General features: G+C 72.8%; 26 protein-coding genes and 1 tRNA gene. 17 read left to right on the top strand and 10 right to left on the bottom strand.

What is annotated here, in order from left to right; all coding sequences use genetic code 11:
* The first annotated feature begins 95 nt into the window (after positions 1 to 95).
* Positions 96 to 1,256, top strand: coding sequence for an aminotransferase class V-fold PLP-dependent enzyme (locus tag ACQKM2_RS03685; protein WP_427706157.1), 1,161 nt, complete (start codon positions 96 to 98; stop codon positions 1,254 to 1,256).
* On the opposite strand, the gene cobF is transcribed toward ACQKM2_RS03685, so the two are convergent.
* On the bottom strand, positions 1,243 to 1,995 hold the full coding sequence (gene cobF, locus ACQKM2_RS03680; protein ID WP_427706155.1) for a precorrin-6A synthase (deacetylating): 753 nt from the start codon (positions 1,993 to 1,995) through the stop codon (positions 1,243 to 1,245). The two genes, ACQKM2_RS03685 and cobF, sit on opposite strands and share 14 nt — an antisense overlap.
* A gap of 18 nt (positions 1,996 to 2,013) precedes the next feature.
* On the opposite strand from cobF, the gene ACQKM2_RS03675 reads away from it, so the two are divergent.
* From ACQKM2_RS03675 to ACQKM2_RS03660, 4 genes are read left to right on the top strand one after another with little or no spacing between them, the layout of a single operon-like run.
* Positions 2,014 to 2,799 (top strand): (Fe-S)-binding protein, encoded by a 786-nt coding sequence (locus ACQKM2_RS03675; protein ID WP_427706153.1) that lies wholly within the window; start codon positions 2,014 to 2,016, stop codon positions 2,797 to 2,799.
* Entirely contained in the window at positions 2,796 to 4,274 is a 1,479-nt protein-coding gene (locus ACQKM2_RS03670) for a lactate utilization protein B (protein WP_427706151.1), read from the top strand. The genes ACQKM2_RS03675 and ACQKM2_RS03670 overlap by 4 nt, the downstream gene beginning before the upstream one ends.
* Positions 4,271 to 4,903 (top strand): LutC/YkgG family protein, encoded by a 633-nt coding sequence (locus ACQKM2_RS03665; protein ID WP_427706149.1) that lies wholly within the window; start codon positions 4,271 to 4,273, stop codon positions 4,901 to 4,903. The genes ACQKM2_RS03670 and ACQKM2_RS03665 overlap by 4 nt, the downstream gene beginning before the upstream one ends.
* Before the next feature lie 4 nt (positions 4,904 to 4,907).
* On the top strand, positions 4,908 to 5,297 hold the full coding sequence (locus ACQKM2_RS03660) for a VOC family protein (RefSeq protein ID WP_388931210.1): 390 nt from the start codon (positions 4,908 to 4,910) through the stop codon (positions 5,295 to 5,297).
* Here ACQKM2_RS03660 and ACQKM2_RS03655 read toward each other — a convergent pair.
* Positions 5,294 to 5,779: a DUF309 domain-containing protein gene (locus tag ACQKM2_RS03655; RefSeq protein ID WP_427706146.1), complete on the bottom strand. Its 486-nt coding sequence runs from the start codon at positions 5,777 to 5,779 to the stop codon at positions 5,294 to 5,296. The two genes, ACQKM2_RS03660 and ACQKM2_RS03655, sit on opposite strands and share 4 nt — an antisense overlap.
* 116 nt (positions 5,780 to 5,895) lie before the next feature.
* Between ACQKM2_RS03655 and ACQKM2_RS03650 the strand changes: the two genes are divergently transcribed.
* A tRNA-Pro gene (locus ACQKM2_RS03650) sits at positions 5,896 to 5,969 on the top strand.
* Between the two features lie 179 nt (positions 5,970 to 6,148).
* Here ACQKM2_RS03650 and ACQKM2_RS03645 read toward each other — a convergent pair.
* The gene (locus tag ACQKM2_RS03645) at positions 6,149 to 6,694 is read right to left on the bottom strand and encodes an EF-hand domain-containing protein (RefSeq protein WP_427706144.1); all 546 of its coding nucleotides are present in this window, start codon (positions 6,692 to 6,694) and stop codon (positions 6,149 to 6,151) included.
* Positions 6,695 to 7,049: 355 nt separating this feature from the next.
* Between ACQKM2_RS03645 and ACQKM2_RS03640 the strand changes: the two genes are divergently transcribed.
* The 8 genes from ACQKM2_RS03640 (at position 7,050) to ACQKM2_RS03605 (ending at position 15,823) form a co-directional block, all read left to right on the top strand.
* A complete protein-coding gene (locus tag ACQKM2_RS03640; protein ID WP_427706142.1) occupies positions 7,050 to 8,159 on the top strand; it encodes a polyprenyl synthetase family protein in 1,110 nt (369 codons plus the stop codon).
* Positions 8,160 to 8,297: 138 nt separating this feature from the next.
* Positions 8,298 to 9,266 (top strand): Rieske 2Fe-2S domain-containing protein, encoded by a 969-nt coding sequence (locus tag ACQKM2_RS03635; protein ID WP_427706140.1) that lies wholly within the window; start codon positions 8,298 to 8,300, stop codon positions 9,264 to 9,266.
* 91 nt (positions 9,267 to 9,357) lie between these two features.
* Positions 9,358 to 10,182 carry a hypothetical protein gene (locus ACQKM2_RS03630; protein ID WP_427706138.1) on the top strand — a complete coding sequence of 275 codons (825 nt, stop codon included), beginning with the start codon at positions 9,358 to 9,360 and terminating at the stop codon, positions 10,180 to 10,182.
* 56 nt (positions 10,183 to 10,238) lie between these two features.
* A complete protein-coding gene (locus ACQKM2_RS03625) occupies positions 10,239 to 11,504 on the top strand; it encodes an FAD-dependent oxidoreductase (RefSeq protein WP_427706136.1) in 1,266 nt (421 codons plus the stop codon).
* Between the two features lie 34 nt (positions 11,505 to 11,538).
* Entirely contained in the window at positions 11,539 to 12,363 is an 825-nt protein-coding gene (locus tag ACQKM2_RS03620; RefSeq protein WP_427706134.1) for a squalene/phytoene synthase family protein, read from the top strand.
* 30 nt (positions 12,364 to 12,393) lie between these two features.
* Positions 12,394 to 13,458: a Rieske 2Fe-2S domain-containing protein gene (locus ACQKM2_RS03615; RefSeq protein WP_427706132.1), complete on the top strand. Its 1,065-nt coding sequence runs from the start codon at positions 12,394 to 12,396 to the stop codon at positions 13,456 to 13,458.
* Positions 13,459 to 13,519: 61 nt separating this feature from the next.
* Positions 13,520 to 14,878 carry a cytochrome P450 gene (locus tag ACQKM2_RS03610; protein WP_427706130.1) on the top strand — a complete coding sequence of 453 codons (1,359 nt, stop codon included), beginning with the start codon at positions 13,520 to 13,522 and terminating at the stop codon, positions 14,876 to 14,878.
* Positions 14,879 to 15,028: 150 nt separating this feature from the next.
* Positions 15,029 to 15,823, top strand: a complete 795-nt coding sequence (locus tag ACQKM2_RS03605) for a hypothetical protein (RefSeq protein ID WP_427706128.1) — start codon at positions 15,029 to 15,031, stop codon at positions 15,821 to 15,823.
* Between the two features lie 44 nt (positions 15,824 to 15,867).
* Here the strand turns inward: ACQKM2_RS03605 and ACQKM2_RS03600 are convergent, their stop codons facing one another.
* From ACQKM2_RS03600 to ACQKM2_RS03580, 5 genes are read right to left on the bottom strand one after another with little or no spacing between them, the layout of a single operon-like run.
* Positions 15,868 to 16,674 (bottom strand): ABC transporter ATP-binding protein, encoded by an 807-nt coding sequence (locus ACQKM2_RS03600; RefSeq protein ID WP_427706126.1) that lies wholly within the window; start codon positions 16,672 to 16,674, stop codon positions 15,868 to 15,870.
* Complete coding sequence (locus ACQKM2_RS03595; protein ID WP_427706124.1) at positions 16,671 to 17,666, bottom strand: ABC transporter ATP-binding protein; 996 nt, start codon at positions 17,664 to 17,666, stop codon at positions 16,671 to 16,673. Before ACQKM2_RS03595 ends, ACQKM2_RS03600 begins: the two co-directional genes overlap by 4 nt.
* Positions 17,667 to 17,671: 5 nt before the next feature.
* Positions 17,672 to 18,550, bottom strand: a complete 879-nt coding sequence (locus ACQKM2_RS03590) for an ABC transporter permease (protein WP_427706122.1) — start codon at positions 18,548 to 18,550, stop codon at positions 17,672 to 17,674.
* Positions 18,547 to 19,500, bottom strand: a complete 954-nt coding sequence (locus ACQKM2_RS03585; RefSeq protein ID WP_427706120.1) for an ABC transporter permease — start codon at positions 19,498 to 19,500, stop codon at positions 18,547 to 18,549. Before ACQKM2_RS03585 ends, ACQKM2_RS03590 begins: the two co-directional genes overlap by 4 nt.
* Positions 19,497 to 21,131: an ABC transporter substrate-binding protein gene (locus ACQKM2_RS03580; RefSeq protein ID WP_427706118.1), complete on the bottom strand. Its 1,635-nt coding sequence runs from the start codon at positions 21,129 to 21,131 to the stop codon at positions 19,497 to 19,499. Before ACQKM2_RS03580 ends, ACQKM2_RS03585 begins: the two co-directional genes overlap by 4 nt.
* A 131-nt stretch (positions 21,132 to 21,262) precedes the next feature.
* Here ACQKM2_RS03580 and ACQKM2_RS03575 point away from each other — a divergent pair, with 131 nt between their 5' ends.
* Positions 21,263 to 22,354, top strand: a complete 1,092-nt coding sequence (locus ACQKM2_RS03575) for a LacI family DNA-binding transcriptional regulator (protein WP_427706116.1) — start codon at positions 21,263 to 21,265, stop codon at positions 22,352 to 22,354.
* Here ACQKM2_RS03575 and ACQKM2_RS03570 read toward each other — a convergent pair.
* Positions 22,321 to 23,955 carry an amidohydrolase gene (locus ACQKM2_RS03570; protein ID WP_427706114.1) on the bottom strand — a complete coding sequence of 545 codons (1,635 nt, stop codon included), beginning with the start codon at positions 23,953 to 23,955 and terminating at the stop codon, positions 22,321 to 22,323. The two genes, ACQKM2_RS03575 and ACQKM2_RS03570, sit on opposite strands and share 34 nt — an antisense overlap.
* Positions 23,956 to 24,048: 93 nt before the next feature.
* Between ACQKM2_RS03570 and ACQKM2_RS03565 the strand changes: the two genes are divergently transcribed.
* Positions 24,049 to 24,789, top strand: a complete 741-nt coding sequence (locus tag ACQKM2_RS03565; protein WP_427706112.1) for a TetR/AcrR family transcriptional regulator — start codon at positions 24,049 to 24,051, stop codon at positions 24,787 to 24,789.
* A gap of 22 nt (positions 24,790 to 24,811) precedes the next feature.
* On the opposite strand, the gene ACQKM2_RS03560 is transcribed toward ACQKM2_RS03565, so the two are convergent.
* Entirely contained in the window at positions 24,812 to 25,231 is a 420-nt protein-coding gene (locus ACQKM2_RS03560; protein ID WP_427706110.1) for a MarR family winged helix-turn-helix transcriptional regulator, read from the bottom strand.
* Positions 25,232 to 25,424: 193 nt separating this feature from the next.
* On the opposite strand from ACQKM2_RS03560, the gene ACQKM2_RS03555 reads away from it, so the two are divergent.
* The gene (locus tag ACQKM2_RS03555) at positions 25,425 to 26,336 is read left to right on the top strand and encodes an SDR family oxidoreductase (protein ID WP_427706108.1); all 912 of its coding nucleotides are present in this window, start codon (positions 25,425 to 25,427) and stop codon (positions 26,334 to 26,336) included.
* Position 26,337 lies beyond the last annotated feature (1 nt).

Raw genomic sequence — 26,337 nt, 5'->3', positions numbered from 1 at the left:
CCCAAGCGGCCCTTCCCTCCCGGGGAACGAGACCCCATGCTCCGGATGCGGGCTCACGAGGCCCGCACCCGACACGTCCCGCTCCGGAGGTACCCGTGCCCGCGCCGTCCGCCCCTTCAGCCCCGCCCGCCTACCCGGGCGGCCCCGGCCTCTTCCGGCTGGACCCCGCCGTCGCCCACCTCAACCACGGCTCCTACGGCGCCGTCCCGCTGCCCGTCCAGGAGGCCCAGGAGGCCCTGCGGGCCGAGGCCCACGCCGACCCGGACGCCTTCTTCGCCGCCCTCCCCGACCGGCTGGCCGCCACCCGCACCCGGATCGCGGCCCGGCTGGGCACCGACCCGGACGGCCTCGCGTTCATCTCCAACGCCACCGAGGGCGCCAACCTCGCCTTCGAGGCCATCGCGCTCACCGGGGACGACGAGGTCCTCGTCACCGACCACGGCTACGGAACCGTCACCGCGGCCGCCGCCCGCCGCGCCCGCGTCACCACCGTGGCCCTGGACCCGCACCTGCCCGACGAGGACGCCGTACGCGAGACCGTGCTCGCCGCGCTCACCCCCCGTACCAAGGCGGTCCTGCTCGACCACGTCAGCTCGCCCACCGCCCGGCTCATCGCCTCGCCCCGGCTGCTCGCCGAGCTCTCGGAGCGCGGCATCACCACCGTCGTCGACGGCGCCCACACCCCCGGCATGCTGGCCGAGCCGGTCGCCGGCGCCGACTTCTGGTTCGGCAACCTCCACAAGTGGGGCTACGCGCCCTCCGGCACCGCCCTCCTCGCCGTCGCCCCCGGCCACCGGGCCCGGGTCCGCTCCCTCTCCCCGTCCTGGCAGGACCACCTCGGCTACCCGCGCTCCGTCGAATACCGCGCCACCGCCGACTACACCGGCTGGCTGGCCGCCCCCGAGGGCCTCGACCTCATCGAACGGCTCGGAGCCGACGGGGTCCGCGCCCACAACAGCGCCCTCGCCGCCTACGGGGCGGAGCTCCTCGCCCGGATCCCCGGCCTGACCCCGCTCACGCACACCCCGGGCCTGGCCATGCGCTCCCTGCTGCTGCCGCCCGGCACCGCCGAGACCCAGGACGCCGCCGCGGCCATGCGCGAGGAGATCGCGGCCAAGGCCCGCATCCGCACCCTGATCTGGGCCCGGCCGGGCGGCGGCGGCATCCGGGTCTGCGGGCAGCTCTACAACCGCGCCGAGGAGTACGAACGCCTCGCCGAGGTCCTGCCCGCCTTCCTGCCGGCTACGGGCGCCTGAGCAGGTAGGTGTCCATGATCCAGCCCTTGCGGGCGCGGGCCTCGGTCCGCAGCTCCTCGATGCGGCCGGACACCTCCGCCAGCTTCCCCTGGACCAGGATCTCGTCCGGGGTGCCCACGTAGGCGCCCCAGTAGATGTAGAGGTCCTGGTCCAGGTGGGCGGTGAAGGCGTGCCGGGCGTCCAGCATCACCACCACGTCGTCCACGTCCTGCGGCCAGCCCTCCGCGAGCCGGCGGCCGGTGGTGATCTGGACCGGCCGCCCCACCCGGTTCAGGTTGGTCCGGTGCCGGGCCAGCAGCGCCGACACGCTGCTGATGCCCGGCACCACCTCGTGCTCGAACGCCACCCGGCCGTGCTCCAGCACCTCTTCGAGGATCGCCAGGGTGGAGTCGTACAGGGAGGGGTCGCCCCACACCAGGAACGCGCCCGTCTCGCCCTCCGCCAGGTCCTCGGCGATGAACCGCTCGAAGATCCCGGCCCGCGCGCTGCGCCAGCCGTCCACCGTCGGGGTGTAGTCGGCCGGGGTGCGGTCCCGGTCCGGGTCGCGGCCCTCCACCAGCCGGTGGCCGGGACGGGCGTGGGCGTCGAGCATCGCCCGCCGCAGACCGGTCAGGTCCGACTTCTCCTCCCCCTTCTCCAGGATGAGGAATGCGTCCGCCGCGCCGATCGCCCTGACCGCCTGGAGGGTCAGGTGGTCCGGGTCGCCCGCGCCTATGCCGATGACTGAGAACTTCTTCACCGGGCTATTGTGCCCATCATGCGTGCCGCCCTGTTCGTCACCTGCGTCAACGACGCGCTGTACCCCCGCACCGGCATCGCCGTCGTACGGCTGCTGGAGCGCCTCGGCGTCCGGGTGGACTTCCCCGCGGCCCAGAGCTGCTGCGGCCAGCCCCAGTACAACACCGGCTACCGCCGCGAGGCCGAGCCGCTGCTGCGCCGCACCGCCGCCGCCTTCGCCGGGTACGACCACGTGGTCACCCCCTCCGGCTCCTGCGCCGCGATGATCCGCGAGCACTACCCGCGCATCGGCCGCCGGGCCGCCGAGGAGGGCCGGGGCGGCGAGCTGGCGGAACTCGCGGAGGACCTCGTACCGCGCGTCCACGAGCTCACCGAGTTCCTCGTCGACGTCCTCGGCGTCACCGACGTCGGCGCGTACTTCCCGCACACCGTCACCTACCACCCCTCCTGCCACGGCCTGCGCTCCCTCGGTCTGGGCGAGCGCCCCCGCCGGCTGCTGGCCGCCGTCAAGGGCCTGGAACTGGTCGAGCTGCCCGGCGCCGAGGAGTGCTGCGGCTTCGGCGGCACCTTCGCCGTCAAGAACCCGGACGTCTCCGCCGCCATGGGCACCGACAAGACCGCCGCCGCCCGTGCCACCGGCGCCGAGGTGCTCTGCGGGGCCGACAACTCCTGCCTCGCCCACCTCGGCGGCATCCTCCACCGTGCCGGGGACCCGATGCGCACCCTGCACCTCGCCGAGATCCTGGCCGCCACGGAGGAGGACCCCGCCGAGGAGGTCCCGACGGAGGAGGACCCCCTGCCATGACCGGTACGCACCTCGGCATGCCCGCCTTCCCGCCCTTCCCCGACGCCGCCCGCGAGGCCGTACGGGACGGCGTGCTGCGCGCCAACCTCCGGCACGCCACCCACACCATCCGCGACAAGCGCGCCCGCGCGGTCGCCGAACTCTCCGACTGGGACCGGCTGCGCGCCGCCGGCAAGGCCGTCAAGGACCACACCCTGCGCCACCTCGACCACTACCTGCTCCAGCTGGAGGCCTCCGTCACCGCCGCCGGCGGCACCGTCCACTGGGCCGCCGACGCCGACGAGGCCAACCGCATCGTCACGGACCTGGTCCGCGCCACCGGCGAGAGCGAGGTCGTCAAGGTCAAGTCCATGGCCACCCAGGAGACCGGCCTCAACGAAGCCCTGGAAGCCGCCGGGATCGCCGCCTACGAGACCGACCTGGCCGAACTCATCGTCCAGCTCGGCCACGACCGGCCCTCGCACATCCTCGTCCCCGCCATCCACCGCAACCGGCGCGAGATCCGCGACATCTTCCGCTCCGAGATGGGCGACTGGGGCCGCCCCGCCCCCGAGGACCTCGGTGACGACCCCCGCGAACTCGCCGAAGCCGCCCGCCTCCACCTGCGCGAGAAGTTCCTGCGCGCCAAGGTGGCCGTCTCCGGCGCCAACTTCATGGTCGCCGAGACCGGCACCATGGTCGTCCTCGAATCCGAGGGCAACGGACGCATGTGCCTGACCCTGCCCGACACCCTCATCTCCCTCGTCGGCATCGAGAAGGTCGTCCCCACCTTCCGCGACCTCGAAGTCTTCCTCCAGACCCTGCCCCGCTCCTCCACCGCCGAGCGGATGAACCCGTACACCACCATGTGGACCGGCACCCACGACGAGGACGGCCCCTCCGCCTTCCACCTCGTCCTCCTCGACAACGGCCGCACCGACACCCTCGCCGACGCCACCGGCCGCCAGGCCCTGCGCTGCATCCGCTGCTCCGCCTGCCTGAACGTCTGCCCCGTCTACGAACGCGCCGGCGGCCACGCCTACGGCTCCGTCTACCCGGGCCCCATCGGCGCCGTCCTCAGCCCCCAGCTGCGCGGCACCGGCAGCCCCGTCGACGCCACCCTGCCCTACGCCTCCACCCTCTGCGGGGCCTGCTACGAGGTCTGCCCCGTCGCCATCGACATCCCCGAGATCCTCGTCCACCTCCGCGAACGCGTGGTCCAGGGCGGCCCCGTGACCCGCGAGGGCGTCCGCGTACACCTGCGCCCCGCACACGGCCACACCGCCGAGCGGGCCGCCATGCGCGCCGCCCGGCTCCTCCTCGACCACCCCGGTGCGCTGCGCGCGGGCGAGCGGCTGCTGGCCCGCGCCCGCCGGCTGCGCCCCCGCCGCCTCCCCGGCCCCGGCCGGGCCTGGACCGACACCCGCGAACTGCCCCAGATCCCGGCGGAATCCTTCCGCGACTGGTGGCTCCGAGAACGGGGGAACCGACCTTGAGCACCAAGGACCTCATCCTGTCCCGCATCCGGCGGGCCACCGCCGGGGCCCCGGACGCCCCGCCCGTCCCCCGGGACTACCTCCGCGTCCACGGCAGCCGCACCCCGGCCGAGACCGCCGACCTCCTCGCCGCCAACCTCACGGAGTACCGCGCGAAGGTCCACCGCACCGACGAGGACGGCATCGCACTGCTGCTGATGCGGCTGCTCGCCGCACGCGGCTCGGAAACGGTCCTCGTCCCCCCGGACCTGCCCCCGCACTGGCTCTCGGCGGCCGACGCGACCCGGATCCCCGACCGCGCCCGCTCCACCCCGCACGACCTCGACCGCGTCGACAGCGTGGTCACGGGCTGCGCCCTGGCCGTCGCCGAGACCGGCACCATCGTCCTCGACGGCGGCCCCGGCCAGGGCCGGCGCCGCATCACCCTGGTCCCGGACCACCACGTCTGCGTGGTCCGCGTCCCCGCCCAGGTCGTGGACTCCGTCCCGCAGGCCCTCGAACGCCTCGACCCGACCCGCCCGCTGACCTGGATCTCCGGCCCCTCCGCCACCAGCGACATCGAACTGGACCGGGTCGAGGGCGTACACGGCCCCCGTACCCTCGACGTCGTCCTTCTCGGCGCACAATAGCCGCATGCCATCCCACATCGCCCTGACCGCCCTCGTGGTCCACGACTACGACGAGGCCATCGACTTCTACACCCGCGCCCTCGGCTTCGAACTCGCCGAGGACACCCCGAGGCCGGACGGCTCCCGCTGGGTCGTGGTCCGTCCGCCCGGCGCCAAGGAGTCCGCCCTGCTGCTGGCCCGCGCCAAGGACGAGGCCCAGCGCTCCCGCGTCGGCGACCAGACCGGCGGCCGCGTCGGCTTCTTCCTCTACACCGCCGACTTCGCCGCCGACCACGCCCGGATGACCGCCGAGGGCGTCCGCTTCCTGGAGGAGCCGCGCCACGAACCGTACGGCTCCGTCGCGGTCTTCGAGGACCTCTACGGCAACCGCTGGGACCTCCTCCAGCCGGCCTAGGGGGCAGCCGTCAGCCGGGGGGCCTCGGCCGCGGCGTCGACCCGCTCCCCGGCCTCCACCCGCCCGGCCAGCTCCCGGGCCCACCCGACGAGCCCGGGCACGTCCATCCCGTACGCCTCCCCGGACCCGAGCCCGGCCAGCGCCCCGGCCCCGCGCCGCAGCAGCCGCGCCCCGCCGACGGAGTTCCCCCGCGCCGCGTGCGTCAGCCCCACCGCCAGCTGCGCCAGCGCCCGCCACAGGCCGGCGTCCTCGGCCCGCCCCGTCTTCCACGCGTCCTCGAACACCTCGTGCGCGTGGAAGGGCATCCCGGCATCCAGCAGCCGCTGCGCCTCCGCCACCGTCAGCCCCGGCGTCCGCACCACCCCTTCGGGCTGCCGCGCCACGCCCTCGGCCCCGTACGGCAGCGGCCGCCCCAGCCCGTCCCGCGGCCGCGCACTGCGCGCCCGCCCCTCACCGTCCCGGTCGCGTTCCCGTTCCATCACCCGGCCATCCTGCCCGCCGCCGATTACCCGTGCACACGCACCCCTCAGCGTGGGGTAATGTTCTGCATGTGCCCGGCACGAGGGGGAAACCCCAGGTGAGGGGCACGAAGCAGTAACGGGACGTGGCGCAGCTTGGTAGCGCACTTGACTGGGGGTCAAGGGGTCGCAGGTTCAAATCCTGTCGTCCCGACTTCGCGGAAACGCAAGTCGGAGGCCGTTCTCTCATCCACGAGAGAACGGCCTTTCGTGCGTCCGGTGCCGGAACGCGAGAAGAGGCCCGACCGTGCCCGACGGTGCGGCCCCCGCCGGTGGGCAGGGAGCCGGGGGCCGCGAGGCTGCCTGCATCGCGCGCGCGACGGAGGCGGTGGGTCAGTTGTGGGGGCCGTACACGATCGCGCCGGGCGACTGGGGGTCGTTGCTGCTGTAGAGGTCGCGGGTTGCGCGGACGCACTCGTCCACGCTGACGTAGCCGTCGCCGTCGAGGTCGATCCGGGCGAACACGTCCTCGCTGAACTGCTCGTTGAGGCCGAAGGCGCGGTAGATCCGCTCCATCTCGACAGGGGTGAGCCGGCCATCGCCGTCCTCGTCGGCCGCGCGGAAGGTCAACTCGGCGTGCCGGACCATCGTGTCGCCGTAGTCGGCATCGTTTTCCAGGCCGTTCTCGATGGCGGCCACGAACTCCTCGCGGCTGACCTCGCCGTTGCCGTCCGCGTCGGCGGCCACGCGGATCGCCTCCCACCAGGCGTCGAAGGCGTCGTCGATCTCGGCGGCGAGGTCCGCGTCCATGGAGGGGCTCATGCCGCGCACGCGCTGCGCCATGATCTCGAAGTCGGCCTTGCTGATGACGCCGTCACCGCTGACGTCGATGGTGTCGAACATGCGGTTCATGTTGGTGCGCTGCACGGTTCCGAGCATGATTGCTCACTCCAAGGTGGGTGTGGGGGTGTGGCGAAGCGTAACAGAATCAGCACTTTCCGTGACGTCCGCGACGTGGCACCCGCCACGCGCGGACGGGAGCGGACGGGAGTGGGGCGAGGGGCCACACGCACCCGTGTGCACCCGTGCGCACGTGTGTGCACCCATGTGCGCCTGAGGTCGATTCCGTACTGCGCATGGGTGTGTGGCCGCTGGGGATGTCTGGAATGCCTTGATGATCCGCCTGCTGCGGGCAGGTGGCGCTCCCTCTGTCCGGGAGCCTGCTGAAGGGGTGGCTCCTGACGATGACCGGTTTGCCTGGGGGCGCGGCCCACGACGATGGGGTTGGCCGTCCATGACCACGCTCGCGCGGGCCACAGGGTTGCCGCCGGAGCCCGAGGACCTGGACCCCTCCCTCGTGCGGCGGCAGGTCGCCACGGTCCTGGACACCTTCCTGGACGCCAAGAAGGCGCTTGCTCAGGTACAGGGACTTCCGCTGGACGTTCCCCTGGCGGTGGCGGAGTTCCTGAACGCGGGCGGCAAGCGCATCCGTCCCCTGCTGTGCGTGCTGGGCTGGCACGCGGCAGGCGGGGCGGGGCCTACGACATCGGCCGTCCAGATCGGGGCCTCCCTGGAGATGTTCCATGCCTTCTGCCTGATCCACGACGATGTGATGGACCACTCGGACACCCGCCGGGGGCGCCCCACCGTGCACCGCTCCCTGGCCGGCCGCCACCGCCCCGGCCGCACGGCCGCGGCCGCCGACGACGTGGGGGTGGGCGCGGCGATCCTCGCCGGTGATCTCGCCCTGATCTGGGCCGACGAACTCATCCACCGGCCGGAGTCGGGTCTCGATCCGGACCAGCGCCGCCGCGTCGTCCCCTTGGTCGACCTGATGCGGACCGAAGTGCTGTACGGGCAGTACCTCGACCTGTCGGCGACCGGACGGCCCAGCACGGACCTGGACCAGGCTCTGGCGATCGTGCGCAACAAGACCGCGAAGTACACCACCGAACGGCCTTTGCAGATCGGGGCGGCTCTCGCGGGTGCCGACGACGAGTTCCTCAGCCGCCTCTCGGACTTCGCTCTCCCGCTCGGAGAGGCATTCCAGTTCCGCGATGACCTGCTCGGCACCTTCGGTGACCAGACGGCGACCGGCAAACCGGCGCTGGACGATCTGCGCGAGGGCAAGCACACCGTTCTGGTCGCCCTCGCTCTGCGGGCCGCGGAACCGACGCAGGCGCGGACGCTGCGCGCGCTGTACGGTCACCCGCACCTCGGCAAGGAGGACGCGGACACCCTGCGCGGGGTGCTGCGGGCCACGGGAGCCGAGCAGCTGGTCGAGGACATGATCCGCGCCCGCCACGAACGGGCCCTGACCGTACTGGAAGCGCTGCCGCTGCCCGGCGCCGTCCGCGCCGTCCTGACGGGGCTCGCCGACCAGACCGTATGGAGATCGGCCTGACCGCCAGGGACCGCCCCGCTCACGGCGCGGCACGCCCTCGGGCGATGAGCACGTCCGCGCATCAGTCGCTGCCCAGCACACGCGTGTCCGGAATGCCGGAGGACCGGCCGGCCCCGGCGCGCGGCAGAGGAGAGCCAGTTGACCGAGAACGACATCGCCACCGGATACCCCAACACCTGGTACGCCGCCGCGTTCAGCACCGAGCTCCGCCGGGGCAAGACCCTGCGTACCCATGTCGCGGGCCGCCCCGTCCTGCTCTACCGCACCGCCGACGGGCAGCCCCGTGCCGTCGACCCCGTCTGTCCGCACCTCGGAGCCGACCTCGGCGGCGGCTTCGTCCGCGGCAACGACATCGTCTGCCCGTTCCACCACTTCGCCTTCGCCCCCGACGGCCACTGCGTCCGCACCGGCAGCGGTGTTCGCCCGCCCAAGGCCCAGCTGGCCTCGTATCCCGTCCGGGAGCGCAACGGCTTCGTGCACGTCTGGGTGCACCACACCGGCGCCGCGCCCACGTGGGAGGTCCCCGAGGCTGACACCAGCGGCTACGAGGGGACCCACACCTGGGTCCTGAATTACCGGGCCCATCCCATCGACATGATCGAGAACGCCCACGACTACACCCACTTCGCGTTCGTCCACGACGGGACCTTCGCGGAACCCGCGGGTGAGCCGAAGGCCGAAGGCCACATGATCACCCAACGCCTGTTCTTGACGGACTTCTGGTTCAGGACGGAGAAGAACCGCGTCGACTCCACCCTCACCTTCTACGGCCCGAACCTGGTGATCGGAGAGATCAAGATCCCCGCTGTCAACGCCCGTGTCCTCGCCATCGGGGCGCACACCCCCCGCAAGGGCCGTGAGGTGACCGGAATGACGACCACCCGAGCGCAGGTCACCCTGCCGAAGGGCACCCCCGCGACGCTCGTCCGCGGAGTCAACCGGCTGCTCACGACCTTCGCGGGCTACACCTCGGGCCGGCAGATCGAACGCGACGGGCCCATCTGGACCGATCGGACCTTCCTGCACCACCAGCGCGTCACCGAAGGGGAACAGCACATCCCCCTCATCCGCCGCTGGGCGCAGCAGTTCTATTCCGATCCTGCCTGAACGAGCCGTACGCCGGGCGCGACCGCCTCGCCATGCGCCCGTCCGGCATCCGGACCCCCGTTCCGCGCGGGCGGAAAGAGAGATGGAAAGAATGAATCCCCCTTCGCTGCCCCCACTCTCCCCGACGGTCGAGCTTCTCGTCACCGTCGGATCGGTTCTCTGGCTCGTCCTCGTCGCGGTCTGGGGCGTCAGGAGGCTCGACCGGCGGGAGTTCACCGTTCTGGTGGTCCTGATGGCGGCTTTCCTGGTGGCGGTGTTCGGGGAACCGGTCCTGGACCTGCTCGCCAACTGCCAGTGGGCACGCAACAGCGGCTCCGTCGTGGTGTACTCCAGCCACGGACGCGACATCCTGCTCTGGTACGTGATCATCGCTCCACCGTGGGGCGCGACCATGGCCTACTCCGTGTACGCCGCCACGCAACGCCGGTGGAGCGTGCGCAGGATGTGGGGGCTGTACGCGGGCCTGGTGGCCGTGCACTTCGTCCTCGACGCCCTCCTGCAGTTCCTCGGGCTCTACGACTACTTCGGAGCCCAGCCCTTCGAGGTCTTGGGCGTCCCGTTCAACTGGCCGTTCGTCTACTCCGCCGGCTTCGTCGCGAGCGGGATGCTGCTGTACCGCGCCGCCCCGTACTTCACGGGCCGCAGGCTCTTCCTCCTGGTGCCGTTCGCCGGGACCGTCTTCACGGCCTTCGGGGACTTCGCGGGCTGGCCCGTCACCCTGGGCCATGGTGTGGCCGACGCCCCGTCCTGGCTGATGGCGGTGCTCGCCCTGGCCAGCGTCGGCATCGCCCTGCTCGCCCTCCACCTGGGCTTCCTGATCAATGACAGGACACCCCGGGCCGGCCGGAGCGACCCAGGCTCACAGCTGCCCGGAGGCCGCACCGAGCAGGTCCCGGAGAACGCTCCCCACGCCTGATCCGCAGAGACGTCACACCCCTGTTCCGCGAACCCACCGAAAGGGGACCCCTGTCCATGGCGAGGAAACGCGTGGCGGTGATCGGTTCCGGTGTGAGCGGCATGACCGCCGCCTACCTCCTGGAGCGCGCCTACGACGTCACCCTGTTCGAAGCCGGCAGCCGCTTGGGCGGCCACGCCCACACGCACCTCATCCCCGCCCCGTCCGGGAAGACCGTCGTGGTCGACAGCGCCGTGATGATCGTCCGCCCGGCCAGCTACCCGACCCTGATGCGGCTCTTCGGCGAACTCGGCACAGCCACACGGGACCACGGTCCTATCACCCTCAGCGTCACCTGCACCGCCTGCGGATTCGCCAACCCCGAGGCCCACGACCTCCAGGCCGTCCCGCCCCGCCCGCCCGGCGTCGCCGAACCGGAGTGGAAACGGTTCACCGACGACGCCGCACGCCTCACCACCGACCTCCTCACCGCCCTCACCAGCACCTCCGACGACCACACCATCGGTGACTTCATCGATGCCGGCGCGTACTCCTCCTACTACGTCGAGCACCTGCTGATGCCCGCCATGGTCACCAACAACACCCAGTACGCCGAGCAGGTCCGCCGCTTCTCGCTCCGCGCCATGTTCGACGTGTGGAACCAGCACGGACTCCTGAACGGCAACACCGGATGGCGGTCCGTGGTGGGCGGCACCAAGAGCTACCTGGACGCCATCGCCGCGCGGCTGTCGGCCGTTCGCCTCTTCACCGCCGTCGACGAAGTCCGACGTACCGCAGACGGCGTCGACGTGCGCGACCGCACCGGAGCAGTGCACGCCTTCGACAAGGCCGTCATCGCCACCCACCCCCGTCAGGCCCTGAACATGCTCGCCGAGCCCACCGACCTCCAGGCCGAGCTGCTCGGCGCGGTCGAATACACCACCAACACGGGAGTCCTGCACACCGACACCTCCCTGCTGGCCGTCGGAACCGACATGCACCGGCTCATGAACTACCGCCGCACCACCTGCGAGCCGAGCACCACCGAACAGGCCGTCAGCCTCGAACTCAGCCTGACCCAGGGCATCTCCGAACAGGACACCTACATCGCCACCTACAACGGCGAAGCCCACCTCATCGCCCCCGACCACCGCCACGCCGAGCTCACCTACGAACACCTCGTCCTCACCCCGCGGACCGCAGCCGCGCAACAGCGCCTGCGGGAGATCTCCGACGACCGGATCGCCTTCGCCGGCGCCTACCACTCCATGGGCGGCTACCACGAGGACGGATGTCGCTCCGGCGTACTCGCGGCCGAACACCTCGGCGTCACCTGGCTCTGACCCGCCCGGACCGGCAGCCCAACAAGGAGACGCTGTGACCACCGCACTCGTACGAGCCTCCCACGACCCCCTCTCCATGCTGCGGGCCACCGCCCGCACCTTCGCCGTACCGATCATGTGGCTGCCTCCCGGCATCCGGCACTCCACCACCGCGGCCAATCTCTGCCTGCGCGCCGTCGACGAGATCGAGGACCACCCCACCCTCCCGCCCGCCACCCGGATCCGGCTGCTCACCGACATCGCCGGTGCCCTCTGCACAAGCGACCCCGCCCAGGCCGTCACCGCCGTCCTGGCACCCCACGCGGCGGACCTGCCCGAGGTCAGCCGGCGGCTGACCGAATGGCTCGACCACGCTCCGCCGCCCACCCGCGCCCGTATCCGCGAGGAGACCGCGGCCATGGCCCTGCGCATGGCCGAGTGGGTCCGCCGGGACTGGCAGGTACACACCGAAGGCGATCTCGACCACTACACCTACAGCGTCTTCGGGTCGGTCGGCCTGCTGATGAGCGACCTGTGGTTCCACCACGACGGCACCCGCATCGACCCCGACCTGACCATCACGTTCTTCCGCGGCCTGCAAGCCGTCCACATCCTCCAGGTCTGCGCCGGCGACCCCGTCCGCCGGGCCAAGCTCCTGCCCGACGGATGGAGCGAGGAGGACCTGGCCCGCCACATCGAGGTCCGCCTCCGCGCCGGTGACCGCTGCGTCGGACTCCTGCCCCCCGGCACGGCCCGCAGCTGCTACTCGGCACTGCTGGCCATAGCCCGCCCCACCACCCGGGCCGCCCTGCGCGGGCAGCCCAAATTGAGCCGGCCCGAGGCCATCCGCCTCATGGCCGACGCCCTGTTCGCCCGGTAGACCACGGCTTCCGCACGAAGGGTCCCCCACATGTCGCAGTGGCGCATCCGTCCTCCCCGGCCGCCGGCCCCCGAGTCCCCGTACGCGCGGGGAGAGCCACCCCTGCCCTACCCGGAAGGCTGGTTCGTGCTCGCCCCGTCCCGCGACGTCAAGCCCGGCCAGGTCGTGATCCGCCGGTTCATGGGCGAGGACGTCGTCGTCTACCGCACCGCCCGCGGCCGCGTCCGCGCGACCCGCCCCTACTGCCCGCACCTGGGTGCCCATCTCGGACACGGGGGCCGCGTCGCAGGGGAGACGATCGTCTGCCCGTTCCACGGATTCGCCTTCGACGCCACCGGAACCGCGGTCTGCGCGGGACCCGGATACACCGGCCTGCCCGTCCAAGAACGCCTCGCCGTCCTGGACTGCGAGGAGGTCAACGGTGTCATCCTGGCCTGGTACGGCCACGACCCGAACCGACCGCCGGCCTGGACCATCCCACCCCTCCTGCGCGTCCCGGCGCACGACATGCGCTTCACACGGACCACCGTCGCCTCCCACCCGCAGGAGACCGGCGAGAACACCGTCGACTCGGGCCATGCCGAAGCCCTGCACGGCTTCACCGGCATCGACATGCACACACCTCCCGTCGCGGACAAACACCAGCTGTCCCTGGCCCTGACCGTCACCCGCCGCTACCCGCCGCTCGGGACCATCGCCGCGGACATCGCCTTCACCTTCCACGGCCTCGGCTTCATCCACCTGGAGCTGCGCGTGCCGGTGCGCGGTCTGAGCGTCGACGTGGTCGTCTCCCCCCGCCCCACCGCCCCCTGGCAGGTGGAACTCCTCGTCGGCACCGCCATGGCCGTCCACCCCGGCGAAGGTCCCCTCGGCCGCCTCCCGCGCTCCGCCGCCCGCCTGGCGTGCTGGACCGCCACTTGGCTCAACCTCCGCGCCCTCAGCTCCGACACCAGCGCGGACCTGCCGATCTGGACCGCGAAACGCTACACCGACCCTCCCCGCCTCGCCCCTGGGGACGGCCCGATCGGCCCCTACCGCAAGTGGGCACGGCAGTTCTACCCCGACACGGCCGCCCAGCCCGGTCCCGAGAATTAGCCGCACCGGTCGGCGGACTCCGCCACCAGTCGTCCCGCACACCCGAGGATGTGGTCCGCCCATGCCGTCCCCCGCCCCCCAAGCCCCCGGGGCCGTCCCGGTACTCGGGCACGTCATCCCGTTCGCCCGGGACCCACTGCGCTTCCTGAGCACCCTTCCCGTGTACGGAGACCTCGTCCGGATCCGCGTGGGCCCCTTCCACACCGCAGTGGCCTGCACGCCCGAACTCACCCACGAGATGCTGCTGAACGAGCGGGCCTTCGACAAAGGCGGCCCCATGTTCGAGCGCCTCCGCGAAGTCCTCGGAAACAGCCTCGGCATGTGCCCGCACCGCGCGCACCGGCGCCAGCGGCGACTCACCCAGCCCGCCTTCCACCGGGACCGCATCGAGCGGTACGCACACGCCATGACCGAACAGATCTCAGCGGGCATCGCCGGCTGGCAGGACGGCCAGGTCATCGACGCACTGGCCGCGATGTACGGCATCGCCGGCCGCGTGGCGGTCGCCACCATGTTCTCGAGCCTGCCGCCCTCGGTGAACGTCGAGGAGATGACGGACGACTCGGTCGTGGTGAACGTCGGCGCCTTCCGCCAGGTCTTCATGCCACCGTCGATCAAGAAACTTCCGGTACTCGGCAACCGCCGCCACCAGATCTCCCGCGACCGTCTGCGCCGCTCCATCAACGAGATCATCGCCCACCACCGCAAGTCCGGCGAGGACCAAGGAGACCTGCTGTCCGTCCTCCTCTCCTCCCGCATCCCGGCGACGCCCGGGGCCGGCTGCCCCGTGGCGCCCGAGGACGGCCTCTCGGACAGCGAGATCAGCGACCAGGTCGTCGGCTTCTTCATCTCGGGCATGGAGACCACGGCCCTGGTCCTGACCTGGGCCCTGTACCTCCTCGCACGACACCCCTCGGTCCAGACGGCCGTGCAGGCGGAAGTCGACGGCGCCGTCAGCGGCCCGCGCACCTCCCTCGACGACGTCTCACGGCTGCCGCTCATCGGGCGCGTCGTGGCCGAGACCCTCCGGCTCTACCCGCCGGGATGGCTCTTCACCCGGACGGTCACGGAGAACACCTTCCTCGGAGGGCACAGGGTCACGGTCGGCGACACGGTCGCCTACAGCCCCTACGTCCTGCAGCGCGATCCGGTCGCCTATCCGGAACCCGAACGGTTCGACCCCTGCCGCTGGGAGGGCCGGGAGCGCATCCACATGCCCCGGGACTCCTTCGTCCCGTTCGGCGCGGGCGCCCGCAAGTGCATCGGCGACACCTTCGGAACCATCGAGGCCACGCTGGCAATTGCCGCCATCTGCTCACGCTGGCAGCTCGACCTCGTCCCCGGATTCCAGGTCGCCACCCGAACCGCCATCACCCTCAGCCCCAAGGAGATGCCGCTGCGAATCACGCGGCGCGGCTGATGCGTGCGCTGTGGCGGCAGCCGGCCGAGGCCGACGGAGACGGGCAGGAGCGGCCTTTACCGCTCCGTGGCCGGAACGGGTACGCGTCCCCTGTGCAGGGACCCGGGCAGGGGTTCACAATGGCCGACGCCCACCAGCTGGAGGTACCGGATGGCCGCCGCCCTGATGACCGGCTTCGACGAGGTCTACTCCCTGCCTGACGCGCGCGGCTACTTCAGCGCGCTGCGCCCGTACGAGTACCAGAGCCCGCACCATGCCCAGCGCCTGTTCAAGGGCTTGCTGGAGGAGCTGGGGCCGGGGCCGCACACGGTGCTCGACCTGTGCTGCTCGTACGGGGTGAACGCGGCGCTGCTGACGTGCGCCGTCACCCTGGACGAGTTGTACGAGCGCTACACCTCGCCTGCCGTGGCCCGGCTCGGCACGGACGAACTGATCGGCCTGGACCGGGCGTTCTACGCCGAGCGACGGTTGCCGGGGGCCGTGCGCGTCGTCGGGGTCGATGCCTCGCGGCCGGCCGTCGACTACGCGCTGGCCGCCGGGCTGCTCGCCGAGGGCTATGCCGAGAACCTCGAAACCGAGGGCGCCGAGCCGAGCAAGGGCCTGCTGCGGGCCGCTGCCGGGGCGTCGCTGATCACCGTGACCGGCGGCAGCAGCTTCCTGACGCCGCGCACCTACGGCCCCCTGGCCGCCGCCTCCGACGGCCGTGCCGCGGTGGCCTCGGCCGTGGTGCGCCACCACGACTACGGGCCCGTGGCGGCCGCGCTGCGGTCGTACGGCCTGACCGACCGACGCTCGCAGGCGACGTACCGGCACCGCCGCTTCACCGACGAGGCGGAACGGGCCCGCGTGGTCGCCGCGGTCCTGGCCAGGGGCGAGGACCCCGCGGGCCGGGAGTCCGAGGGCTGGATCCACACCTGGATGCACATCGCCCGCCCGCACCGCTGAGCGCGGCCCGGCCGGCCCGGTGCCGACGAAGCGTCAGCACGCGGTCACCGGCCCGCGGGGAACCGTCCGCGCCGGGGCACGGAGTCCAGGAGGAGCCGGGTGTACGGATGTTCCGGGGCCTGGAGGACCCGCGGGACCGGGCCCGACTCCACGACGCGGCCGGACTTGAGGACGAGGACCTCGTCGGCGATGTGCCGGACCACCGCCAGGTCGTGCGTGACGAACAGGTAGCCGATCCCCGATGCCCTGCGGATCCGGCCGAGGAGTTCGATGATCTGCGCCTGGATCGACACGTCGAGCGCGGCGACGGCCTCGTCGAGGACGAGGACCCGGGGCTCCACGGCAAGGGCGCGGGCGATCGCCACGCGCTGCCGCTGGCCGCCCGAGAGGTCGCGGGGGAGGGCGGCGGCCTCGCGCGTGCCGAGGCCGACCTGGTCCAGGAGCCGGGTGACCCGGGTGCCGCGGCCGGCCGCGTCGAGATCCGTGTGGAGGCGCAGCACCTCGTCCAGGCATCCGGAGACGGTCACCCGGGGATCGAGCGAGAGGTACGGATCCTGGAAGACCATCTGGATCTCCCGGGCCCTGGCCAGCCGTTCCGCACGCCGCCGGGGCAGCGCGGAGCGGTCGCGGCCGTCCAGGCGGACGGTCCCGCCGTCCGGGCGTTCCAGGCCGACGAGCATCCGGACCGTGGTGGTCTTGCCGCTGCCGGACTCCCCGACGATCGCGAGCGAGGCCCCGGGCGCCAGGGAGAAGGACACGCCGTCGACCGCCGTGTGGTCCCCGTACGTCTTCCGCAGTCCCTCGACGACCAGTCCCAGGGCGGTCGGTCCTCCTTTCGCTGAGGTGGTCACAGCGTGATCCCTTCGTCGGCACGGTGGCAGGCGGCGAGTCCGTCGCCGTGCCGGGTGAGTGCGGGCTCCTCCTCGGAGCAGCGCGGCAGCGCGTGCGCGCAGCGCGCGGCGAAGGCGCAGCCCGGCGGGGCCTCGGCCAGGGAGACCGGACGTCCGGGGATGGGGCGGGGCGCGGGGGAGCCGGCTTCGATGCCGGGCGTGCAGGCGAGCAGCCCCGCCGTGTACGGGTGCCGCGGCCGGTCGAACAGTTCGTCGGTGCCGCGCGTCTCCACGATCCGGCCCGCGTACATCACGTAGACCCGGTCGCAGACGGTGGCGGCCAGTTCGAGGTCGTGGGTGACGAAGAGCAGGCCCGTGCCGCGTTCGGCCCGCAGCCGGGCGAGGAGTCCGACGATCTCCGCCTGGGTCGTGACGTCCAGGGCCGTGGTCGGCTCGTCGGCGACGATCAGCGCGGGTTCGGCGGCGAGCGCCGCGGCGATGACCACCCGTTGGAGCATGCCGCCGGAGAACTCGTGGGGGCGGCGGCGCAGGGCGCCGCGCGGGTCCCGGATGCCGACCGCGTCGAGGAGTTCGAGGGCCCGCGCGTCCGCCGTGGCGGTCGGCGTCCCGGCCGCGCGGAGCCCTTCGGTGAGGAAGTCGCCCACCCGGCGCAGCGGGTTCACGGAGGCGCGCGGGTCCTGGTAGACCATCGCGACCTGCCGGGCCCGCAGTCCGGCCAGCTCGGAGCGGCTCATGGTGAGCACGTCCCGGCCGGCGACCCGGACCTCGCCGCTGGTGCGTGCTCCCGCGGGCAGCAGCCCGAGGACGCTGCGGCACGCCACCGACTTGCCGGAGCCCGACTCGCCCACGAGGCCGACGCTCTCCCCGGGCCGTACCCGCAGGCCGACCCCGTCCAGGATCGGCCGCCCGGCCCGGTCGTCGGGCAGCCGGACCCCGAGCCCGTCGATCTCCAGGACCGCAGTCGCGTCCTTCTGTTCCCGCTGTTCGTTCATGAGGTTCACCGCTTCCGCCTCGCGATCCGGTCGGCGAGGCCCTCGCCGACGATGCCGAACGCCACCACGGCGAGCACGATGCACGCGGAAGGCGCGAGGGCGGGCAGCATCGCCCCCTGCTGGACGGCCGCCTGGCCTTCGTTGATCATGGCGCCCCAGTCGGCGGTGGGCGGCTGCACGCCGAAGCCGAGGTAGGAGAGCGCCGCGAGGTCCATCAGCGCGTACCCGAAGTTCATCGCGGACTGGGCGAAGACCGTGGCGGCGATGTTGGGCAGCAGGTGGCGCAGGCACACGGTCCAGCCGGACCAGCCCTGTACCCGGTAGGCCTCGATGTACGGGCGGGCCTTCTCCTGGCGCGCGATGCCGCGCACCAGGCGGCCCACGTACGGGGTGTAGGCCACCGCCATCGCGATCACGGGCGCGGTCATCCCCGAGCCGACGACGGAGACGAGCAGGATCGCGAGCAGGAGTCCGGGGATCGCGAAGACCATGTCCATCGAGCGGGACAGGACGGAGTCGGCCCAGCCGCCCCGCCAGGCCGCCACCACGCCGAGCAGGGTGCCGAGCAGGGTGGAGACGCCGACGACGAGCAGCGGGCCGAGCAGCCCGGTGCGGGCGCCGTACATCAGCCGCGACAGGACGTCCCGTCCGGACTGGTCGGTGCCGAGGAGGTGTTCGCCGGTGGTTCCGGCCAGGCTCGCCGTGAGGTCGAGGGCCTCGGGGTCGTACGGGGCGAGGACGGGGGCGAGCGCGGCGATCAGGACGAGGACGGCGAGCACCGCGACCGAGGCGGTGAACAACGGGCCCTGGGCGAGGAGGCGCAGGGGGCGCAGGCCGGGCCTGCGGCGCAGGACCGCGGGCTCCGTCGGAGCGGTGGTGGTCATGAGGGGCCTTCCCCGTGGAGCGACAGCCGGGGGTCGATGAGGGGTGCGAGCAGGTCGACCGCGAGGTTGACGAGGACGAAGGCGCCCACGCTGAGCAGGGTGATCGCCTGTACGACGGCGAAGTCCTTGGCGGTGACGGACTGTACGAGCAGGGAGCCGAGGCCGGGCACGTCGAAGGCGGTCTCGACGATCGAGGTGCTGATGAGGAGTCCGGCGAGCATGGTGCCGCCGACGGTGACGACCGGGCCGAGCGCGTTGCGCAGGACGTGGCGGCGGACGACGGTCCGTCCCGGGACGCCGCGGGCGCGTGCCACTTCGACGTGTTCGCGGCCGAGTTCGTCGAGCATCGCCGAGCGCGTCACCCGGGCGAGCAGCCCCGCGAAGGTCAGCGCGAGGGCGAAGGCCGGCAGGGTCAGGTGGTACAGCTTCTCGGGGAGTCCGACGGGCGTGCCGCCGGGGCCGGGGAACCAGCCCAGGCGGACGGAGAACAGGGACACGAGCGCGATCGCGGTCACGAACGAAGGGGTGGCGGTGGCGACTCCGCTGCCGAGGAGCACCGCCCGGTCCAGCGGCCCGGGCCGCAGCGCGGCGAGGACCCCGGCGGTCACGCCGACGAGGGCGACGAGCAGCGCCGCGTACCCGACGAGCAGGGCGGTGCCGGGCAGCCGGGATCCGATGAGCGCGGAGACGTCCTGGTGGAACTGGGCGGAGCTGCCGAAGTCGCCCTGGAGGACGCCGCCGAGCCACTTGGCGTACTGGACGGGCAGCGGGTCGTCCAGGTGGTACTGGGAGCGCAGGGCCGCCACGGCCTCGGGGGTCGCGGGGCGGCCGTGGAGCAGGAACGACACCGGGTCGCCGGGGGCCAGGTGGATGCTGCCGAAGACCACGAGGGAGGTCACGAGCAGCACTGCCAGCAGGCCGAGGGTGCGTCCGACGAGGTAGCGCGTCATTTCGCGGAGGCCCCGATCGTCGCGGCCCACGGGTAGTACAGCTGGGCGATCCCGGTCGGGGCGCCGGTCACGCGCTTGCCGAGGAAGACCATGTAGGGCGCCTCGTAGAGGGGGATGACCGGCAGCTCGCGCATCGCGATCCCCTGGAGTTCGGCGGTCAGCTCCGCACGTCTGGCGGCGTCGGGTTCGGCGTTGGCCCGGTCGAAGGCGGCGTCGTACTCGGCGTTGGTCCAGTTGCCGTAGTTCCCGAAGTCGCCGGTGCGCAGGTACTGGTAGAACTCCAGCGGGTCGGGCGTGTTGTCGTACCCGTTGGTGATGACCAGGTCCAGGCCGGCGCGGGCGTTCGGGTCGACGAAGATGCTGCTGTACGCCTCGGGGGCCACGGACTTCAGCTCCACGTCGAGGCCGATCTCCTTGCCGGTGGCCTGCACGGCGTTGGCGACGACGCTGATCTCGGGGGCGAGCGTGCTGGTGACCAGGGTGATCTTGCGGCCGGCGGCACCGGCCTCCTGGACGAGCTTCTTCGCGGCGCCGACGTCGTAGCCGGGCTCGGGCAGGCTGTCGTGGAGCGCGGCGGTCTTCTCCGGGGCCAGCGCCCACGCGCCGCGCGCCGCGGGGGCCTTGGCGGGGACGCCGATGCCGCCGGCCGCGGCCTTGACGATGTTCTTCCGGTCGAGCGCCAGGGAGAGGGCCTTGCGCACCTTCAGGTCGCCGAGCGGGCCGCCGAAGTCGAGCACGGCGAGGTTGGACGCGGCGGTGTTGGGGCCGAAGAGGACGCTGCCCTTGTTGCCGGAGCGCAGCTGTCCGATCGTGGCGGGGGCCACCATGTACCCGCCGTCGGCGGTGCCGGACAGGAAGGCGTTGGTGCGGGCCGCCACGTCCTCGACGAAGGTGAACTTCACGGTGTCGGACTTGGGGGCGAGCCCGGGGTCCCAGTACGCGCCGTGCTTCTTCAGGGTGATCCCGGTGCCCTGGGACCAGGTGTCGAGGGAGTACGGGCCGGTGCAGTTGACCTTTCCCGCGGGGGTGCCGTAGTCCTTGCCGGCCTTGGCCAGGGTGGCGGCGCTCTCGACGGTGCCGGGGGAGGCGGCCATCAGCTCGTGGAGCAGGACGTCGGGCTTGGTGAGGCGGAGCGTCACCTCCAGCGGGCCGGTCTTCTCGACGGCCTTGACGTTCTTGAACGCCGAGCCCCAGGGGGAGCCGGTCGCCGGGTCCATCTGGCGCTGGAGGGAGGCGACCACGTCGTCGGCGGTCATGGTCGTGCCGTCGTGGAACTTCACGTCGGGGCGCAGGGTGTAGACCAGCGTGAGCGGGTCGGGGCGGTCGAACTTCACCGCGAGGCCGGGCTCGATCCGCATGTCGGGGGTGACCCGCATGAGCTGCTCGCACACGTTGGCGAGGACGGTGTTCGGCGGGTAGTCGTACGCGAGGGCGTAGTCGAGCGTGTAGGGCTCGGCGTACAGGGACCAGGTGAAGGAGTCCAGGGGGCCCTGGGCGGGCGGCGAGAGCGGAGTGACCTCGAAGCCGGCGCCGCCGGAGGCCTTGGGGGTGGCGGCGCCGGAACAGGCGCCGGCGGTGGCCGCGAGGACGGCGGTACAGAGGAGAAACGCGGTGGTCCGGGGCATGCGCATGCAGACCCACCCCTTTACGGGTGTAGTGACGGGCGCTGGGGGATGGAGCGAGTATTGATGCGGGAACGTTCCCGCACAAGGCTGTGCGGGAACGGTTTTGCAAAGGTCGCGAGGGTGGCAGCATCAGTCGCATGACCGACGTCTCACCGCATGGCGGGCAGCCCTCGCCGCCCCTCCCGCGCGTCCGCCTCGTCGACGTGGCCCGCGAGGCGGGCCTCTCCAAGACGACCGTCTCGGCGGCACTGAACGGCACCGGAAGGCTCTCTCCCGAAGTCCGGGAGAAGGCCCGCGAGACCGCGCGCAGAATGGGCTACCGGCCCAACGCGACCGCGCGCCGGCTGCGCGCGGGACGGGCCAGACTGATCGGATACGTGGTCGGGGAGTTCGCCGACGCCCCCTGGACCTTCCTGGAGTCGCCGTACTTCGCCCGGCTGACCGCGGCCACCGCGGCGACGTCGCTGCGACGCGGCTACGCCGTGGTCCTGCTGCCCGCCGGGTCCCTGCAGAGCGAGTGGGCGGACCTGTCGCTCGACGCCGTGGTCGTCGCCGACCCCGTCGCCGACGACCCGATCGTCGAGGACCTCCTCGCCGCCCGCATCCCCGTGTTCAGCGACCGCTCCGTCGAGGGGCGGCCCGGGGCGTACTGGGTGGACGTGGACGCCGGCGCCGCCGTGCGCGGGGCCCTCGACCACCTCCGCGGGCAGGGCGCCCGCCGGCCCGTCCTCCTGGTGCCCGACAGCACGACCCGCTTCCACACCGAGGTGTTCGCCGCACACCGCGCGTGGTGCGCGGAACACGGCGTGCCGGAACGGGCCGTACGCGTCGGCGCACCGGGCAACGGCCCCGTCATCCGCGCCGTCGAGACCGCCCTCGCGGGCGATCCGGCGGCCTCGGGAGCACGGCCTGACGCCCTGCTCGTCGTGGCCGAGGCGAGTCCGCCCCTCGTCCTCGACGCGGCGCGCCGGCTCGGCTACGAGGTCCCCGGCGACCTGCTCCTCGTCTGCGTGAGCGAGGACGTCACCGCCGAGCACACCGAGCCGCCCGTGACCACCCTGAGCCTGCGGCCCGAGGCGATCGCGGAGGCGGGCGTCGAAACCCTGGTGGCGGTCCTGGAGCACGGCGACCGGGAGGCGTCGGGGGTGCTCGTCCAGACCCGCCTCGACGTACGGGCGTCATCCGTCCGGTCCGCTCAGGCCGAGTGCACGAGCCGGCCGCCGACGTAGGTCCGCTCCACCCGGGCCCCGGCGATCTCCTCCGCGGGCGCCGTGAGGATGTCGCGGTCCAGGACGACCAGGTCGGCGAGGTTGCCCACCCGCAGGCTGCCCGCGTCGTCGTGACCGTTCACATGGGCGGCCCCGGCGGTGTACGCGGCCAGCGCGGTCGGCAGGTCGAGCCGCTGCTCGGGGTAGAAGATCCGCTCGTGGCCGGCTTCGGGGTCCCGGCGGTTCACGGCCACGTGCAGGCCCGCCAGCGGATCGGGGCTGCTCACCGGCCAGTCGCTGCCCGCGACGAGGGTCGCGCCCGCGCGCACCAGGTCGCCGAACGGGTACTGCCAGGCGGAGCGCTCCGGACCCAGGAACGGGATGGTCAGCTCGTCCATCTGGGGCTCGTGGGCCGCCCACAGGGGCTGGATGTTGGCCAGGGCGCCGAGCGCGGCGAAGCGGGTGAGGTCCTCGGGGTGGACGACCTGGAGATGGGCGAGGTGGTGGCGGTTGCCGCGGTGTCCGTTGGCCGCCACCGCCGACTCGATCGCGTCGAGGGCCTCGCGCACGGCCCGGTCGCCGAGGGCGTGGAAGTGCACCTGGAAGCCGAGGGCGTCGAGCTCCGTCACGTATCCGCGCAGCGCCCCGGGCTCGACGAAGCTCAGACCGGTGTTGGCGGTGGCGCAGCCGCAGCCGTCCAGGTAGGGGGAGGTCATGGCGGCGGTGAAGTTCTCCGCGACGCCGTCCTGCATGATCTTCACCGAGGTCGCGCGGAACCGTCCCGCCCGCAGCTTCTCGCGCCGGGCCACCAGTTCGGGGATCTGCTCGGCGCCCCGGGCCCGGTCCCACCACAGCGCCCCGGTCACCCGGGCCGTGAGGGAGCCGTCCCCCGCCGCGGTCAGGTACGCGTCCGAGGGATCGGGCCGGCCGCCCAGTTCGCCGAGCATCGCGTCCTGCCAGCCCGTGATGCCGAGGGAGTGCAGCAGCTTCTGGGCCCGCAGCAGCCCGGCGAGGAGCTCCTGCGGCGTGCTCTTCGGCAGCAGCCGGCCGACCAGCGAGGTGGCGCCCTCCTGGAGCATGCCGCTGGGGGTCCCGTCCGGCTCGCGCTCGATCCGGCCGTCGGCCGGGTCGGGGGTGGCGGCGGTGATCCCGGCGAGTTCGAGCGCCCGGGTGTTGGCCCAGGCGCCGTGGTGGTCCCGGTTGGCCAGGAGGACCGGGCGGTCCGGGACGACGGCGTCGAGCAGCTGCCGCGTCGGCAGCCCGCCCTCGAAGCTCTCCATCGACCAGCCGCCACCGGTGATCCACTCGCGGTCGGGGTGCGCGTCGGCGTATGCCCGGATCCGGGCCAGGTAGCCGTCCACGGTGACGGTCTCGGTCAGGTCGCACTCGGCCAGCTCCACCCCGGCGAAGACCGGGTGCATGTGGGCGTCCTGGAAGCCGGGGAGCAGCAGCTTCCCCGTCAGGTCGACCACCTCGGTGCCGGGCCCCACGAGTTCGCGCACCTCGTCGTGGCCGACGGCCGCGATCCTGTCGCCGATGACGGCGAGCGAGGTCGCCCGGGTGCGGGCCGGGTCCACCGTGAAGACGGGGCCGCGGGTGAAGACCAGATCGGCCTTGGCCATGTGAAGGCTCCAGAGCGTGAGGCGACGGGGATGGGCGCCATGGAAGCCGCAAGGCCGTTTACACGTCAATGGTGTTGTCGTAAGGTCCCGGCCATGTCTGAACGTGTCACAGTCGAACGTGTCATCCCCGAAGGCGGCCGCCGACGCCGCAGACCCACCAAGCAGGGTGCTGTCCTCTCGGAGCAGCTCATCGTCGAGACGGCGCTGCGGCTGGTCGCCCAGCACGGCGCCGAAGCGCTCTCCGTGCGGAGGCTGGGCGCCGCACTCGGCGCCGACCCGAGCGCGCTCTACCGCTACTTCCGCAACACCGACGCCCTGCTCCTCGCCCTCGCGGACGAACTGATCGGCAGGGCGCAGGAGGGCTGGCGGGCGACCGGGGACTGGCGGGAGGACCTGCGCTCGATGGGCCTGCGGATCCACGCCTGCTACCTGTCCCACCCGCAGGCGGCCGTGCTGGGGGCGTACCGCACGACGGGGCGCCCCCACGAGACCCGGGCCGTCGAGCGGATCCTCGGCATCCTCGCCGCGGCGGGCTTCCCGGCCCCCTTCGCCGTCCGCGCCTACCACGCGTTCATCGACCAGGCCCTGGCCTTCGCCGCCCAGGACGCCGCCGCGCTCGCCCTGCCCAAGGCCGCCCGGGAGGCGGACGAGGCGGTCTGGAACTCGGTCTACGGCAGGCTGTCGGCCGACACCCACCCGCACATCGCCGCGGCCTTCCCGCTGCTCGCCGCGGACATGCAGGGCAGCGGGTACCCCTTCGCCCTGGAGCTGCTGCTCGGCGCCATGGCGGCGGCGCTCCCGGCGGCGAAGCTCCCGGCGGCGGCCGGGAGCTGAGGGGTCCCGGTTCCGCGGGCGGTCAGGACAGGGCCCGCCAGGCCTCGTTCAGCGCCGCCCGGAACGCGGCGGTCTCCTCGGGGCCCAGGCCGGCCGTCATGCGCTCCTCGATCCGGCGGGCCGGCTCCGCGTACTCGGCGAGCAGCCGCCGCCCGGGGTCGGCGAGCAGGATGAGGCGTTCGCGGCGGTTGGCCGGATTGGGCTCGCGGCGGATCAGTCCGCGGCCCTCCAGCGCGCGGACCATGTCGGCCATCGACTGGGCGGTGACGAAGGAATCGCGGGCGAGCTGCGCCGCGGAGATGCCGTCGTGCCGCTCCAGCACCGTGAGGGCGGTGTACTGCAGTGCCGTGATCCCGGCGGGCTTGAGCATCTCGTCGAGCCGGGCGCGCACCGCCAGCTCCGTCCTCTTGACCAGGTAGAGCAGCGACGTGCTCACGTCCATCCTCCCGTGGTGACGGCCCGCACGGGGCGCCTCGTGCCGCTCCCGGCGCCGTGTGACCGGGGCGGGGTCCCACCCTAGGGCATTGACAGGAATCCTGCCGATTATCCAGACTGCGTTCATCAGGATTCCTGTCGATCCCGGCTCGGCCGGCGCTTTCGGCATCCCCTCCCACCACTTTCGAGAGGCACCCCTCATGGATCTTCAGGGCAAGGTCGCCGTCGTCACCGGCAGCGGACGCGGCCTCGGACTGGCGTACGCCCAGGCCCTCGCCGCCGCGGGCGCCGCCGTCGTCGTCAACGACGTCGACAAGGACACGGTGGACGCCGCCGTCACCTCGATCACCTCCCGCGGCGGCACCGCGGCCGGCGTCGCGGCGGCCGTGGGCGACAGCGAAGCCGCCCGACTGCTCGTGGACACGGCTGTCCGGGAGTTCGGCCGCCTGGACGTACTGGTCACCAACGCCGGCATCCTGCGCGACCGCGTGCTGTGGAAGATGACCGACGAGGACTTCGACGACGTCGTACGGGTCCACCTGCGCGGCACGTTCACCTGCGCCCGCGCCGCCGCCGTCCGCATGCGCGAGCAGGGCACCGGGGGCCGCCTCGTCCTGATCTCCTCGCCCGCCGGCCAGCGAGGCAACTTCGGCCAGGGCAACTACGCCGCCGCCAAGGCCGGCATCGTCGCCATGGCCCGCACCTGGGCCATGGAGCTGGGCCGCGCCGGGATCACCGTGAACGCCGTCGTGCCCGTCGCCGCCACCGAGATGACCAGGACCGTCCCGGCCTTCGCCCCGGCCATCGAGGAGTCCGAGCGCACAGGCGAGCCGCTCCCGGACCGGCTGCGCAAGGACGAGGGCCTCGGCACCGTCGAGGACGTCGCCGGCCTGATCACCTTCCTGGCCTCGGACGCCTCCGACGGAGTGACCGGGCAGGCGATCGGCATCGGCGGCGACCGCCTCGCCCTGTGGGCCCACCCGAAGGAGAAGGCGGTCGCCTTCGCCGACGGGGGCTGGAGCGCCGACGCCATCGCCGCCGGGTGGCCGGACGGCGTCGGCGCCGAGCCCGAGACCTACGGCATCCCCGCGCCCCAGGCCCCGGAGGCGTGAG

Source organism: Streptomyces sp. NPDC004126 (assembly GCF_050275515.1).
Lineage (GTDB): Bacteria > Actinomycetota > Actinomycetes > Streptomycetales > Streptomycetaceae > Streptomyces.
The sequence above is the reverse complement of the archived record's forward strand: the minus strand, read 5'-3'. Positions and strand labels throughout refer to the sequence as shown.